This is a genomic window from Antarcticimicrobium sediminis (genome assembly GCF_004348975.1).
Taxonomy (GTDB): Bacteria; Pseudomonadota; Alphaproteobacteria; order Rhodobacterales; family Rhodobacteraceae; genus Antarcticimicrobium; species Antarcticimicrobium sediminis.
In genome coordinates this window covers 1-14457 of the sequence record NZ_SMFP01000012.1, presented here as the reverse complement: position 1 = coordinate 14457, position 14457 = coordinate 1, and the positions used below count along the sequence as shown (strand labels likewise).

The following is a 14457-nucleotide window of genomic DNA, read 5'->3' as shown; positions in this document are numbered from 1 at the left end:
GATTTGCTGCGCTCAGATGGCCACTTTCGTCGCTCGTCTGACAGGTCCAGGTGCAGACATAGGATGGAGCCAGCTTAAAATTTATGCGATGACAGGCGTGACGTAACAGAACGATCGGCGTCGTCTTGACGCCGCCAAGCAACTGACAAATGGGTGAAGGTTCTTCACGAAAGCCCCTGAAAACCATGCTGATTGATTTCCACAAACACCGCGGTGACACGATCCAGAGCCGGCTGCGGCGTTCTGTGATCGAAGCGATTCACTCCGGGCAGATGACCGAAGGGCAGCGCATGCTTCCCTCTCGCCAACTTGCCGAACAACTAGGAATTGCCCGCAACACCGTCACGGCAGTCTATGAGGAACTGGTCGCGCGTGGATATCTCTACAGCGTGCCGCGCCGAGGTCACTTCATCGCCCGCGGCATTGGATCAGGGGCGTCAGAAGCCCCAGTTAGCCCGCGCCCGAACGTGGATTGGGACACGCTCCTGCATCAGCGGCCCTCGACCCTGCGCCATATCCACAAACCGTCAAACTGGCAGGATTTCCCGTTTCCCTTTGTTTACGGGCAAGTGGACCCGCAACTGTTCCCGCTCAACACATGGCGGGCCTGTTCGCGCGATGCACTGGGCCGCTCTGCGATCGACTGGTGGACGGCGGATCGCGCGGTTGAGGATGACCCGCTTCTGATTGAACAGATCCGAACGCAAATTCTTCCTCAACGCGGCATCTATGCCCGCGACGAAGAGATCCTGATCACGCTGGGATCGCAGGAGGGGTTCTTTCTGCTCGCCCGGTTGCTGGCGCGGGAGACAACGCGGGTCGGCGTTGAACAGCCCGGATATCCGGACAGCCGCAACATCTTTGCCGCCGAAGGCGCGACCATGGTGGACCTGCCCATCGATACCGAAGGCGCGGTGATGCACGGGGCCGGACCGCTGGATATCGCCATCCTGACACCGGCGCACCACTGCCCGACGATGATTTCGATGACCCACGCCCGGCGGGCAGCCATCATGGCACAAGCGGAACGGGACGGCACCATATTGATCGAGGACGACTACGAGGGCGAAACCTCCTATTCGGGCGATCAATCGACGCTCAAATCACTCGATCGAAGCGGTCGGGTCGCCTATCTCGGCACCTTGTCCAAGGTGCTGGCCCCCGGCGTGCGGCTTGGCTTCATGGTCGCGGATGCCCCCCTTATCGAAGAGGCGCGCTGGCTGCGGCGCATGATTCACCGCTCGGCCCCGCTGAACAACCAACGCACCGCCGCGATCTTTCTGGCCGAAGGGCACTACCTTGCCCTGTTGAAACAGCTTCGCCATGCCCTGTCGGAACGCTTTGAAAAAGTGGTGGAAGGTTGCGAACGGTATCTGCCCGATTTCCCCCGCGCCACGAACTCTGGCGGCTCCAGCGTCTGGCTGGAATGCCCCCCCGGTATCAATGCCCACCAACTGTTGGCGGCGGCCGCAAAACGCGGGGTACTGGCCGAAGACGGCGATCCTTTCGTACCAGAGGATCAGGCGGGGCGGTTCCTTAGGCTCGGCATCTCCTACATAGAAGAAAGAAAGGTTGATCAAGGGCTTAAGATCTTGGGCGAGACGGCGAACGCCCTCATCTGAGCCTTGGACCAACCGACTTTGGAGCCGTGGACCTAGCCGGGTCGCAGGCGGGGTCACTACGTTCTGCGCAACCGGAACAACGCCTCGGAGTCGCCCTATGACCAGCCCCATCACCGTCTTTTGCGCCAAGAAAATCCGAACAATGTCGCGCAATCGGCCCACCGCCACCCATGTCGCGGTGCAGGACGGCAAGGTGCGCGCGGTCGGCACCAGCAGCGATCTGAACGACTGGATGGCGACATGGCCCGGGATCAGGGTGGATGACAGATACGCCGACAAGGTGCTGATGCCCGGGTTTGTCGAGGCGCATGGGCACGCGATGGAGGGCGGCGTCTGGCGCGACCTGTTTCTGGGATTCTTCGAACGCTATTCCCCCGAGGGGCAGTTGGAAGGTGGGCTGAAGACCCTTGATCAGGTGCTTGCGCGGCTGAAGGCTGCCGAAGCCAAGATGGACGACCCCAGCAAACCGCTGCTCGCTTGGGGCTATGACCCGATCTACTATGACAATCAGCGCATGACGCGGCATCAACTGGATCAGGTCTCCACCACCCGACCGATCATCGTTCTGCATGCCTCGTTCCACATCATGAACGTGAACTCCAAGGTGCTGGAGATGGCTAATATGTTTGGCGACACCGGCGTGGAAGGGATCCTGAAGGACGACAGCGGCGACGTTACCGGGGAACTGCAGGAAATGGCCGCCATGTTCATGGCTCAGGAGGCCACCGGGGCGGGGTTCAAGCTGCAGGGAATCAGCAAGGACGAGCTATACTGGTTTGGCAAATCCGGCGTGAACGCGGGCGTCACCACCTCGGCAGACCTGTCGCAAAAGATGGACGAAACCCAGCTTTCCACCTATGAAGAGGCGACCGGCGAAGACGGCTTTCCGATGCGGATTGCCACCGCTTTTGCCTCGATGATGTGGGATGTTCCGGCCGGTGTCGCGCGGGCAAAAGCGCTGAAATCGCGTGGCAACGACAAGCTGCATTTCGGCGTGACCAAGGTGATGACAGACGGCTCGATTCAGGGCTTCACCGCCCGGGTGAAATGGCCGGGCTATCACAACGGCGCACCCAACGGGATGTGGAATTCCCCGCCCATGCAGCTGAAAGAATTGATCAAGGCCTATAACGCCGAAGGGTTGCAGTTGCACCTGCATGTGAACGGCGATCAGGCCTCGGAGTTTGTGCTCGACTGCCTGCAAGAGGCGCTGCGCGAGCATCCCAATCCAGACCACCGCCACACCCTGCAACATTGCCAGATGGCAGATTCCAGCCAGTTCCGGCGCATGGGCGCACTGGGCATTTGCGCGAACCTTTTTGCCAACCACATCTATTATTGGGGTGATCAACACTATGCCCTGACCATGGGGCCGGATCGCGCCAACCGGATGGATGCCTGCGCCACCGCGCTGGCCTACAACGTGCCGCTTGCGATCCACTCGGATGTGCCGGTTACGCCATTGGCGCCGCTGTTCACGGCATGGTGCGCGGTGAACCGGGAAACCGCGACGGGGCGGGTGCTGGGCGAAGAAGAAAAGATCAGCGTCGAGCAGGCCCTGCACGCCATCACCTTGGGGGCGGCATGGCAGTTGAAGCTGGATCACCTTGTCGGGTCGATCGAGATCGGCAAGTTCGCGGATTTCGCCGTACTAGACGCCGACCCGGTCGAGGTTGGCGCCAAGGCGTTGAAAGACATCAAGGTACTGGGAACCGTGCTGGGCGGCACGCCACAGATCAGCGCCATTCACGGTGCGAAAGCCACCGAGCCGGCGCGCGCATGACCGTCCCGGTTACCGTTGTCGGCGGCTTTCTCGGGGCCGGGAAAACGACGCTGATCAACCGCATTCTTGCCGCTGCGCCCGCGCGCACGGCGGTGCTGGTAAACGACTTTGGCGAAATCAACGTGGACTTTGATCTGGTCGAAACCGACGACGATCTGATCTTTGAGCTATCGGGCGGCTGTATCTGCTGTTCGATGGCAGAAGGGGTCGGTCCGGCGATCAAACGGGCGCTTACGACCCGGCCAGAGGTGATCCTGATCGAGGCCAGCGGCGTAGGTGAGCCGCGCCGAGTGGCCGAGTTCGCGCTGCTTGATCCCGCCCTTCGGCTGGACATGATCGTGACGCTGGCCAATGCGGTCGAGTTGTCGGAACAGGTAAACGATCCGCTGATCGGCGACACCGTGGTGCGCCAGTTCGATGGCGCCGATCTCATTGTCCTGAATCATACCGACACGGCGCCGCCCGAAACGCTGGCAGAGGCGCACGCCATTTTGCGCCGCCTCGCGGTTGGGCGCAGGGTGGTGGAAACGGTGGCGGCTGAACTGCCGCTCGACATGCTCACCGCCTCGACCCATGCGATCTTTTCGGCCGGGCCTTTGGTCGATGCCTCGGACCACGACGGGATGTATTCCAGCGCCACGTTTGTCGGCCCCGATGCGGTCGAGCGCGCAGGATTTGAAGCGGCGCTGACCGCCCTGCCCAGATCCGTCCTGCGGCTCAAGGGCTGGGTGCAGATCACGGATGAGCCTGTGCCGATGCTGGTGCAATACGTCGCGGGCCGCTGGGCGCTGACCCCAGCGCCGGATGCTCCCGCAGAAACTCGTCTGGTCGCCATTGCCGCCTCGGGCGAGATGGATCTGGCTGAAACGCTTCAAAACATAATGGGTTCAAAGCCTTAGCTCTGGACCCATCCAAATTGTCACACTGGACCAAGAATTGCCGCGCAGCGGCGTGAATGATGAGAATATGATGGAACATACACCCCTGCCCCTGACACCCGAGGCCGCGCTCGCCGCCTATGAAGGTGTAAACCTGATCAATGGCCAGCGCGTCGCCGCTCAGGCGCAGTTGGACGTGCTGAACCCCGCCACGATGCAGGTACTTGGCCACGCGGCGGCAAGCGGCGCCATGGAAACCGACGCGGCGGTCGCGGCGGCGAAAGCGGCGGGCGCCGATTGGGCCGCCCTGCCCGCCCGTGCCCGCGGCAAACTGGTCGCAGCGGCCGGTCGGGCCATGTTGGCCGAGTTGGAAACCGTGGCACGGCTGCTGGCGATGGAAACCGGGAAAGCCCTGCGAACCGAGTGCCGGGGCGAGGTCACGGTGGCGGCCGATCTGCTGGAATTCTATGGCGGGCTCGGATCCGAGTTGAAGGGCGAGACCATCCCCTTCAATCCGCGCATCTTGACCATGACCACCCGCGAACCGCTGGGTGTGGTGGCAGCGATCCTGCCGTGGAACGTGCCGCTGGTCCTGATGATGCTCAAGATCGCCCCGGCGCTGGTCGCTGGCAACACGGTCGTTGTGAAAGCCTCGGAAGAAGCGCCCTTCGCCACCCTGCTGGCCGCCGAGGTCGTCATGTCGCACCTGCCCGACGGCGTGCTGAACGTGGTATGCGGCACCGGCGCCGACTGTGGCGCGGCCCTGACCGCGCACGAGGATGTGGCCAAGATCACCTTTACCGGGTCCGAAGCTGCCGGCGAGACCGTCTATTCCGCTGGCGCCAAAAAGATCATCCCGGTGAGTCTGGAACTGGGCGGCAAGTCTCCGATGATCATATGCCCCGATGCCAATCTGGACAAAACCGTTGCCGGGGCCATTTCCGGGATGCGCTTTACCCGGCAGGGGCAAAGCTGTACGGCGGCAAGCCGGATTTATGTCCATGCCGATCTTTACGATGATTTCACCGCGCGCCTGACCGGCGAACTCGACCGGCTGGTGATCGGCGATCCGCTGGATGAGGCAACCGATGTTGGCACCATCGTTTCGACCAAACAGGCCGCCACCATCGCCCGCTACGTCGCCATGGCCGAGGCCTGTGACGGCGCGCAGGTGATCCGCTGCGCCACCCTGCCCGACGACGCGGCGCTCTCTCCCGAGTTGTTCATGCTACCAACGCTGATCACGGACCTGCCCGACGATCACCCCTGCGTCACCGAAGAGATTTTCGGCCCGGTCGCGGTGATCCTGAAATGGAGCGATTATGACGACGTGATCGCGCGCGCGAACGACAGCCGCTATGGCCTTGCCGCCACCGTCTGGACCACGAATATCGCCACCGCGCTGGATGCCACCGCACGGCTGAACGCGGGCTATGTTCAGGTGAACCAGAACCTGACCATCCAGCCCAACGTCTCCTACGGAGGTTTCGGGCGCTCCGGCCTCGGCAAAGAGGCGTCGCTGGAAGCCATGCTGGAGCATTTCACCCGCAAGAAGACCATCGTGATGGCCTTCGACATATGATGCTGACGCTGATCATAAGCGCAGCAGTCTTTTTTGCAGCGGTTTTGCGGGGGCTCACGGGGTTTGGCTTTGCCCTCGCAGCCGTTCCGGCGATGAGCCTTGTGGTTGCCCCCGCCCGTGCCGTGGCCATTGCGATCACGCTGCAGTGCCTCGTCGGCCTGCGCGATGTCGTGACCATGCGCGCGTTCATGGATCGGCAAGCCTTGGTGCTGCTGTCGATCGGGGCGCTGGTCGGCACACCGATCGGCGTCGTCGCACTGACGCAATTGTCGCCCGATGCCATGCGCATCGTTCTGGCGCTGGTCGTATTTGCCGGTTTGGCGGCCCTTCTGGCACGGGTCCAACTGCCACCGAACCGCACCCCGGCCTTGATTGCCGGGATGTTGTCGGGGGTGTTCTCGGGCCTTGCCGCCATGCCGGGGCCACCTGCGATTGCCTATTTTCTGGGCCGCGCAAGCGGGGCGGTGGCCACCCGCGCGTCTCTGATGGTGTTCTTCTTCATCACCTCGCTGATGACGCTGCCCGGCTTGTTGATCGCCGACCGTCTGGATCGCTCGACCGTAATCCTCGCCGTCTCCGCCCTTCCCGCATTGCTGATCGGGACATGGGCCGGGGGCAGGATGTTCACCCGATTGGGGGAAGGCGGCTATCGCACCGCCGCCAGTGTGCTGCTCGCCTTCACCGCGATTGCGACCGGCCTGCGGGGGCTCGCCGCATACCTTTGACCCGAAACCACCACTCACGTGCCAACCCAACCATAAAACAACGACAGGGAAACAACTTGAAACACTTTCGCAAAACCGCATTCGGGGCCTTGGCTGGCCTCGCCCTCATGGCAACCTCTGCGATGGCACAGCAATCGCTGCTGGTCGGCTCGGGCGAGGTTCCGCGCCATTTCAACGGCGCGATTCAGTCGGGTATCGCCACAGCCATGCCCTCAACCCAGATCTTTGCCTCGCCGCTGATGTATGACGAGAACTGGAACGCGCAGCCCTATCTGGCGAAAAGCTGGGAGGTGTCAGAGGACGGTCTCGCCGTGACCCTGCATCTGGTTGAAAATGCCACCTTCCACGATGGCACGCCGGTGACCTCGGAAGATGTCGCCTTCTCCATCGGGGTGATCCAGGAAAACCACCCGTTCAAAACCATGCTCGCGCCGGTTACCTCGGTCGATACGCCCGACGCCACCACGGCCATCATCAATCTGGCACACCCGCACCCCGCACTGATGCTAGCGATGAGCCCCGCGCTGATGCCGATCCTGCCCAAGCATATCTATGGCGAAGGCCCGATTCAGCAAAACCCGGCAAACCTGGCCCCGATCGGGTCCGGCCCGTTCAAATTCGTGGAATACCGTCAGGGCGAATATCTGAAGCTGGAGAAATACGACGACTTCTTCATCGACGGGAAACCGATGCTTGATGAAATCATCGTGCAGATCTTCAGCGACCCCGCAAACCTTGTCCTCGCGATGGAGCGTGGCGATGTGGACATGCTGACCTATATGGCCGGTGTGCGCGACATTGCCCGTCTGCAAAAGGCCGATGGGATTTCAGTTACCAACGAAGGCGGCGATTCAATCGGGGCCATCAACTGGCTGGCGTTCAATACCAAGAAGGCGCCGTTCGACAACGTCAAGGTGCGCCAGGCCATCGGCTATGCGATCAACAAGGAGTTCTACCTGAAACGGATCATGGGCGGCTTTGCGGATGATGCAATGGGGCCGATCACCATGACCTCGCCGCTCGCCACCGACGAGGTGGAAGCCTATGCATTCGATCTCGCCAAAGCCGAAGCGCTGCTGGACGAGGCCGGGATGACCAAGGATGCGGACGGCAAACGCTTCTCGATGACTGTGGACTATATCCCCGGTTTCGTCGAAGGCGGTCGCAATCTGGCCGAATACCTGCGTTCGCAACTCAAGCAGGTCGGGATCGAGCTCGACGTGCGCACCTCGCCCGACTTCCCGACATGGGCGCAGCGGATCTCGTCCTATGACTTCGACATGACGCAAGACGCGGTGTTCAATTGGGGGGATCCGGTGATCGGTGTGAACCGCACCTATATGACCTCGAACATCCGCCCCGGCGTGATCTGGTCAAACACCCAACAATACTCCAACGCGCGTGTGGACGAGCTTTTGGAACAGGCTGCGATCGAGACCGATCTGACGAAACGGGCCGCGCTGTACAAGGAATTCCAGCAGATTGTCGTCGGCGATGCGCCGATCCTCTATCTGTCGGATCTCCCCTATTCTCTCGCCTACAAAGACACATTGGAGGGTTTGCCGACCACGATCTGGGGGCCCGCCTCGCCTTGGCTGGACCTGCATTGGACTGAATAATCCAACCCGATCTGCCCAATACTCACCGCGCGGCCCCCTGCCGCGCGGTGGACCATAACCGCCGCGCTGCCCCCCGGATATGCCGCAGTCAAAAGGACGACAGCCGATGAAAACCCTCCTCTCAAAACTTGCCTCGGTCGTGGGGCTCTTGTTCGCGGTGGTCGCGCTGAATTTTCTACTCATCCAGTTCGCCCCCGGTGACCCGGTCGAGGTGATCGTTGGCGAAATGGGCGGTGCATCCGAAGAACTGGTCGCCCAGATGCGAGCCGAATACGGGTTGGACAAACCCGTTCTGGTGCAACTTGCAATCTATGTGGGAAAGATCGTGACCGGCGATTTCGGCCTGTCTATCTATTATAACCAACCGGTTCTTTCACTGATCCTGCAACGCCTGCCCGCCACCGTGCTTCTGATGCTCGCCTCGATGACGATTGCAGTCGTGCTCGGGACCTTTCTGGGCATTTTTTCTGCGCGCCATCCCAAAGGGCTGCTGAGCCACTTTGTGACGCTGTTTTCCCTCGCCGGATATTCCGCCCCCGTGTTCTGGACCGGATTGATGCTTTTGATCCTGTTCTCCTCGGTCTGGCCGATTTTCCCGGTCTCGGGTATGACCAGCATCCGCGGCGTGCAAGGCGTTTTCGGATATATCCTCGACGTCGCGCATCATCTGGTTTTGCCCGCTGTCACACTGTCCTCCGTCTACATCGCGCTGTACTCGCGGCTGTCGCGGGCCTCGATGCTGGACGTGCTGGGGGCGGATTACATTCGCACCGCACGCGCCAAGGGCTTATCCGAGCGGCAGGTGATCTATGGTCACGCGCTGCGCAATGGCATCATTCCCGTGGTCACGATGCTGGGCCTGCAGATGGGCCAGCTTCTGGCCGGGGCGACGCTTGTTGAAACGGTGTTCAACTGGCCGGGTCTGGGGCGACTTGCCTATGAAAGCATCCTTCGCCGCGATTATCCGACGCTTTTGGCCATTCTGTTTTTCTCGGCCGTGATCGTGGTGGTCGCCAACCTTCTGACCGACCTTGCCTATGGCAAGATTGACCCCCGGATCGGCGGGCGCCGCAAACCCGCACCGCGCAAGACCAAGGAAGCCACCCAATGACCGACGCGACCATGGAGCCCGACATCGCCGTGACCGATCCCGCCCAAAGCCCCGCGCGCCAGCCCCGACAGCCGATGCCAGACAAAGGCATGGAAGTGCCGCAAAAACCCGCGCATCCGGTGACCGAGTTCGCCCGCGCCTTTGCCCGCAACCAATCCGCGATCCTTGGGCTGGTGCTGCTGATCGCGATGTTCGCGCTGACGTTTATCGGGCCGTTTTTCTATGGCGTGGATCCTTATGAAATGGTGGATATGCCCTTTGCCCCACCGGGCGGCGACTATGCGCCGCTGGGCACCGATTATATCGGGCGCGATATCCTGGCGGGGATCGTCACGGGCGGCAAAGCCACGCTTGCCGTAGGCGCCTCCGCCGCGTTCATCTCGGTTGTCATCGGCATTCTGATCGGGTCCATCGCCGGTTTCTTTGGCGGCTGGATCGATGCCGCGCTGATGAAAGTGACCGAATTCTTCCAGATCCTTCCGGCTCTGCTGCTCGCCATGCTGTTGGTCTCGGTCTTTGGGGCAAAACTGCTGACGATCATCCTCTCCATCGGGATCGTGAGTTGGCCGCAAACCGCGCGACTGGCGCGTGCCGAATTCATGCGGATCCGCAAACTCGACTATGTTGCCGCCGCCCGGACGGCTGGGGCCAAGAATGCCTATCTCATCTTTGCGGTGATCCTGCCTGCCGCCCTGCCCCCGCTGATCGTTGCCGCCGGCCTCGCCGTCGGCTCCGCCATCCTGTTCGAGGCCGGCCTGTCCTTTCTCGGGCTTGGCGACCCGAACGTGATGAGCTGGGGCCTGATCATCGGCCAGAACCGCAATTACCTGCTGGACGCCTGGTGGACAGTGACCCTGCCCGGCATCGCCATTTTCGTCACCGTGCTGGCGATCAGCCTTGTCGGTGACGGGATCAACGACGCCCTGAACCCAAAACTGCGGAGACGCTGATGCAACCTATTCTGTCAGTTCGTGACCTGATCGTCGAAGTCGACACCGGATCGGCGGTTCACCGGGTTCTGGATGGCGTGTCGCTTGACCTTTACCCCGGCAAGACGCTGGGCGTGGTCGGTGAATCGGGCTGTGGCAAGTCGATGACCGCGCTCGCGACCATGGGCCTGCTGCCCGACCGGTTCCGGATCGCCGGTGGCTCCATCCGATTGGGCGACGAGGAATTGACCACGGTCAAACCCAACCGCCTGCGCCAATTGCGCGGCAATACGATTTCGATGATTTTCCAAGAACCCATGACCTCTCTCAACCCGCTGCTCACCGTCGAGCGTCAGATCGCGGAAGTGGTCGAGTTACATCAGGGGAAGTCCGCCACAGAGGCGCGGGAGATCGCGCTAGAGACCCTGCGCGCCGTCCAGATCCCCTCGCCCGAGGAACGTCTGGCCGCCTATCCCCACGAGTTGTCCGGCGGAATGCGGCAACGGGTGATGATCGCCATCGCGCTTGCCTGTCGGCCCAAGGTCATCATTGCGGACGAACCCACCACCGCGCTGGACGTGACCGTTCAGGCCCAGATCTTTGGACTGTTGCGCGATCTACAGTGCAATACCGACACCGCCATCATGCTGATCACCCACGATCTGGGCGCGGTCGCGGATATGGCCGACGAGGTCGCGGTGTTCTATGCAGGCAAGTCGATCGAGACCGGGCCGGTGGCCGATATCCTCGACCACCCGGCGCACCCCTACACCCGCGGGCTGATGTCCTGCACCCCCCGCCTGCGTCTGGGCGCGGCGGCACGGTTGCCAGAGGCGGGCACGCTGGGCGAAATCCCCGGCATGGTTCCGCCGTTGGGCCGGTTTCCCAAGGCGTGCCGGTTCGCCCCACGATGCCCACTGGCCGACACCCGCTGCACCACCGAGGCGCCCTTGCCCGTTGCGGTCGGCCCCAACCAATCCGCCCTGTGCTGGCATGCCAAGGAAGAGGTCTACGTATGAGACTGTTGGAAGTCGAAAATCTGAAGGTCCATTTCCCGCTGGCCAGCGGCCAGAGCGTTCGTGCCGTGGATGGCGTCAGCTTCTCGGTTGATGAGGGCGCGAGCTTTGGCATCGTCGGGGAATCTGGATCGGGCAAATCGACCACGGCGCAGGCGTTGATGCGGCTGGTTGATCCGGTCGAGGGCGCGATGCGGTTGGGCGATCACAACCTGTCAGGATTGCAGGGTGAAAGCCTGCGCCTTGCGCGCAAGACCATCCAGATGGTGTTTCAGGACCCGTTTTCCTCGCTCAATCCGCGTCTACGTGCAGGTCAGGCCGTGCGCGAACCGCTGGACCTCATGGGGATCGGAACCAAGGCAGAGCGCGAGGCCAAGGTGGACGAAATGTTCGCCGCGGTGGGCCTGCACCCTGATGCGAAACGGCTGTTTCCGCACCAGTTCTCGGGTGGCCAGCGCCAACGTCTGTGCATCGCCCGCGCGATGGTGACCGAGCCGCGCGTCGTGGTCTGTGACGAACCGGTCAGTGCGCTGGATGTGGCCATTCAGGCTCAGATCCTGAACCTGTTGAAGGGGCTGCAGCGCGACAAGAAACTGACCTATGTCTTTATCAGTCACGATCTGGCCGTGGTACAAAACATCTGCACCCATGTCGCGGTGATGTATCTGGGGGAGTTCGTGGAAACCGGGCCCGTGGCCGAGATTTTTGCCAATGCCAAGCACCCCTATACGTGGTCCCTGATGGCCGCCGCCCTGTCACCGGATGACCGTGATCGTGATCGTGATCGCTTTACCGTGTCGGGAGAACCGCCCTCGCCGATCAACCCGCCCAAGGGGTGTCGGTTCGCCGGACGCTGCCCGTTTGCGCAGAACATTTGTGTAACCAAGCGGCCAGAACTGACGAAAGTCGCGGGCAAACATCGCGTCGCCTGCCATTTTTCCGAAACGCTCACCCCACCGTTGGCCGAACTTGCGGCCAAGCAAAGGCCGAAGAACAAAGTCACATCAACTCCAGGGACACCACCATAGTCTCACAATGCAATAATTTATGAATGATAGAGTAAGGTGACCCAATGGGATTGATTAAAGAGATTGTCGCACAGAAAGATGAATTTGCAGCATGGCGGCGCGCTATGCATGAAAACCCTGGTATTGGCTTTGAAGAAAGCTTTGCCGCAGAGTTGGTCGAAACCAAACTCCATGAATTTGGTTTCGACGAGGTGCATACCTGTGTCGGCAAAACGGGCGTTGTGGGCGTGTTGCGTGGCAAACGGGCGTCGAACCGCGCAATCGGTTTGCGAGCAGATATGGACGCGCTGCCCATCCTGGAAGAAACGGGCAAGGTTTATGCGTCTAAAACGCCCGGTGTGATGCATGCTTGCGGACATGACGGGCACACCGCCACCCTGCTGGCCGCTGCATCGCATATGTCACGGACTCGGGATTTTTCAGGCACTGTTCATTTCATTTTTCAGCCCGCCGAAGAGGGGCTCGGCGGCGCTTTGGCGATGCTGAACGATGGCTTGTTTGAGCGGTTTCCCTGTGATCGCATCTATGCCTACCACAATGCTCCGGGGCTTGAGTTTGGCCATGTCTATATGCGTCACGGGCGCGCTATGGCAGGCAGCACTTTCTTTACCATCAAGATACAAGGTAAAGGCGGCCACGCGGCAATGCCAGCTGCGACGATCGACCCCACGCAAATCGCCAGCAACATTGTGCTGACAGCCCAAAGTATCGTGTCGCGTAATTTGGACACCGAGGAGAAAGGCATCCTGTCCTTTACGGATGTCTATGCAGGTACAAATAGCCACAATGTTATCCCTGACAAGGCAACGTTGAAGGGCTGTTTTCGGTACTTCGATGCGGTAGTCGGTAACAAAATGAAAGACCGTTTCACGGCGATCATTCAAAGCGTTGCCAACTCCTATGGCGGCACGAGCGAAGTCGAATACGTTGATACGTTTGCGCCGCTAGTGAACGACGCAGAAGCAACAGATATTGCTGCCGCTGTTGCCGGTAATGTGGTGGGTAAAGACAAGGTTCATACCGATCTTCCAGCTATGCCAGGAAGCGAAGATTTCTCTTTTTTGATGGAGAAAATTCCGGGAAACTACCTTTTCGTCGGCGCAGGTCCTGGCGCGAGCCCCCACAACCCAAATTATGATTTCAATGATGAAATCATCCCTGCAGCGGCCAGCTATTTCTGTCGCCTTGTGGAAACTGAACTTGCCTGACGAGGCTTTGATGCTGTGACTCCCCCCCCCGACGGCATCGATGTGCGAAAGTAACGGCCCGCGCGCGCCGCGCCCTGGAGCAGGAGGTCGTCATCCTCGATCCCGTCGGGAAGCAGACCGACGCCCTGAACCCGATGGAGGCCATCCAGCCGGCCACTCGCGAGCGGTGAAATCTGACCGGTCAGATGGCGAAACATCCGCATTGGCAAAATTGTGCATGTCCATCTCCTTGGAGATCAGTACGGTTTGGAACTGAATTACTAGTCCGGTTCATGTCAGAAGAACGCCTCCCATTCCTCCTGTGTGATCTCCCCGATCATGTCAGTATGCCCCCTGTTGATGCTGAGCATCTGAAACGCTCTAGTACGGTAGGCCTCGGCCGTCTTCTCGCTGCGCTGTCCGCAGGCACGCATGGCCAGTTCCACACCGCGGCTTCCAAGACGTGCAAATTCGTCATGGAGTTTTGTCCGCGCAGCGTGGTTTCCTGTTCCCAGCACCCTCTCCCAGAGGTAGCTGACATACCGCGGATGGGGTTTGCTCCCATCATATGTCACAAACAGCGGGCGCTTCTGGCGAAAACAGGTCTCCCTCAAATCATGCAAATGCTCAACACCAGCCCCCTGCAGAATCAACTGGTCGATAAAAAAAGACCAAAAACTGGCTGAATGGGCGCCGCAAACGGCATGCGGTTCTTGGAGAGCACCAGATCGAAACGATACCCGGTGCCATCCCAGAGAATTTCTTCTCCGAACCGCATGGCCGTGTCGGCCACCCGAAACGGGAATGCACAAAACAGCGTGATAGCGACTGCTGAGAACGGCGGTGCAAAATTGGGCCACGGTAGCGGTGGGATAGTCCTGCTGCGGGCGGAGTAAAATCCGGCCACTTTTCCCTTCGTGCGGCAGCAGGGAGGGCGAGGAGATCTATACCGTGGAATTATATCGAAAGGTTCGCCT

Annotated in this window: 13 protein-coding genes; 11 read left to right on the top strand and 2 right to left on the bottom strand. The window is 60.7% G+C overall.

Annotation, left to right across the window (positions count from 1 at the left end; all coding sequences use genetic code 11):
* Positions 1-185 precede the first annotated feature (185 nt).
* From E1B25_RS16490 to E1B25_RS16440, 11 genes are all read left to right on the top strand, one after another.
* Positions 186-1622, top strand: a complete 1437-nt coding sequence (locus tag E1B25_RS16490) for an aminotransferase-like domain-containing protein (protein WP_132830623.1) — start codon at positions 186-188, stop codon at positions 1620-1622.
* A gap of 97 nt (positions 1623-1719) precedes the next feature.
* Positions 1720-3405 carry an amidohydrolase gene (locus E1B25_RS16485; RefSeq protein WP_132830622.1) on the top strand — a complete coding sequence of 562 codons (1686 nt, stop codon included), beginning with the start codon at positions 1720-1722 and terminating at the stop codon, positions 3403-3405.
* On the top strand, positions 3402-4304 hold the full coding sequence (locus E1B25_RS16480; protein WP_132830621.1) for a CobW family GTP-binding protein: 903 nt from the start codon (positions 3402-3404) through the stop codon (positions 4302-4304). The genes E1B25_RS16485 and E1B25_RS16480 overlap by 4 nt, the downstream gene beginning before the upstream one ends.
* A gap of 70 nt (positions 4305-4374) precedes the next feature.
* Complete coding sequence (locus E1B25_RS16475; RefSeq protein WP_206338569.1) at positions 4375-5865, top strand: aldehyde dehydrogenase family protein; 1491 nt, start codon at positions 4375-4377, stop codon at positions 5863-5865.
* Positions 5862-6590, top strand: a complete 729-nt coding sequence (locus tag E1B25_RS16470; RefSeq protein ID WP_132830620.1) for a sulfite exporter TauE/SafE family protein — start codon at positions 5862-5864, stop codon at positions 6588-6590. Before E1B25_RS16475 ends, E1B25_RS16470 begins: the two co-directional genes overlap by 4 nt.
* 89 nt (positions 6591-6679) lie before the next feature.
* The gene (locus tag E1B25_RS16465; protein ID WP_245510741.1) at positions 6680-8209 is read left to right on the top strand and encodes an ABC transporter substrate-binding protein; all 1530 of its coding nucleotides are present in this window, start codon (positions 6680-6682) and stop codon (positions 8207-8209) included.
* Positions 8210-8315: 106 nt separating this feature from the next.
* Positions 8316-9320, top strand: a complete 1005-nt coding sequence (locus E1B25_RS16460) for an ABC transporter permease (protein WP_132830619.1) — start codon at positions 8316-8318, stop codon at positions 9318-9320.
* Positions 9317-10270, top strand: coding sequence for an ABC transporter permease (locus E1B25_RS16455; RefSeq protein WP_342635599.1), 954 nt, complete (start codon positions 9317-9319; stop codon positions 10268-10270). The genes E1B25_RS16460 and E1B25_RS16455 overlap by 4 nt, the downstream gene beginning before the upstream one ends.
* Positions 10270-11268, top strand: a complete 999-nt coding sequence (locus tag E1B25_RS16450) for an ABC transporter ATP-binding protein (protein WP_165937645.1) — start codon at positions 10270-10272, stop codon at positions 11266-11268. Before E1B25_RS16455 ends, E1B25_RS16450 begins: the two co-directional genes overlap by 1 nt.
* Positions 11265-12293: an ABC transporter ATP-binding protein gene (locus E1B25_RS16445; protein WP_132830617.1), complete on the top strand. Its 1029-nt coding sequence runs from the start codon at positions 11265-11267 to the stop codon at positions 12291-12293. The genes E1B25_RS16450 and E1B25_RS16445 overlap by 4 nt, the downstream gene beginning before the upstream one ends.
* A gap of 44 nt (positions 12294-12337) precedes the next feature.
* Positions 12338-13501, top strand: coding sequence for a M20 aminoacylase family protein (locus E1B25_RS16440; RefSeq protein WP_132830616.1), 1164 nt, complete (start codon positions 12338-12340; stop codon positions 13499-13501).
* Positions 13502-13776: 275 nt separating this feature from the next.
* Here the strand turns inward: E1B25_RS16440 and E1B25_RS16435 are convergent, their stop codons facing one another.
* Entirely contained in the window at positions 13777-14133 is a 357-nt protein-coding gene (locus E1B25_RS16435) for a hypothetical protein (protein WP_132830615.1), read from the bottom strand.
* A partial coding sequence (locus tag E1B25_RS16430) for a hypothetical protein (protein ID WP_206338567.1) occupies positions 14130-14457 on the bottom strand: 328 nt, incomplete at its 5' end. The genes E1B25_RS16435 and E1B25_RS16430, both read right to left, overlap by 4 nt.

What these genes read in the sequence shown, in the direction of transcription:
- E1B25_RS16490 (WP_132830623.1), top strand. Translation starts at nt 186, where the DNA reads ATGCTGATTGATTTCCACAAACACCGCGGTGACACGATCCAGAGCCGG.
- E1B25_RS16485 (WP_132830622.1), top strand. Translation starts at nt 1,720, where the DNA reads ATGACCAGCCCCATCACCGTCTTTTGCGCCAAGAAAATCCGAACAATG.
- E1B25_RS16480 (WP_132830621.1), top strand. Translation starts at nt 3,402, where the DNA reads ATGACCGTCCCGGTTACCGTTGTCGGCGGCTTTCTCGGGGCCGGGAAA.
- E1B25_RS16475 (WP_206338569.1), top strand. Translation starts at nt 4,375, where the DNA reads ATGGAACATACACCCCTGCCCCTGACACCCGAGGCCGCGCTCGCCGCC.
- E1B25_RS16470 (WP_132830620.1), top strand. Translation starts at nt 5,862, where the DNA reads ATGATGCTGACGCTGATCATAAGCGCAGCAGTCTTTTTTGCAGCGGTT.
- E1B25_RS16460 (WP_132830619.1), top strand. Translation starts at nt 8,316, where the DNA reads ATGAAAACCCTCCTCTCAAAACTTGCCTCGGTCGTGGGGCTCTTGTTC.
- E1B25_RS16455 (WP_342635599.1), top strand. Translation starts at nt 9,317, where the DNA reads ATGACCGACGCGACCATGGAGCCCGACATCGCCGTGACCGATCCCGCC.
- E1B25_RS16450 (WP_165937645.1), top strand. Translation starts at nt 10,270, where the DNA reads ATGCAACCTATTCTGTCAGTTCGTGACCTGATCGTCGAAGTCGACACC.
- E1B25_RS16445 (WP_132830617.1), top strand. Translation starts at nt 11,265, where the DNA reads ATGAGACTGTTGGAAGTCGAAAATCTGAAGGTCCATTTCCCGCTGGCC.
- E1B25_RS16440 (WP_132830616.1), top strand. Translation starts at nt 12,338, where the DNA reads ATGGGATTGATTAAAGAGATTGTCGCACAGAAAGATGAATTTGCAGCA.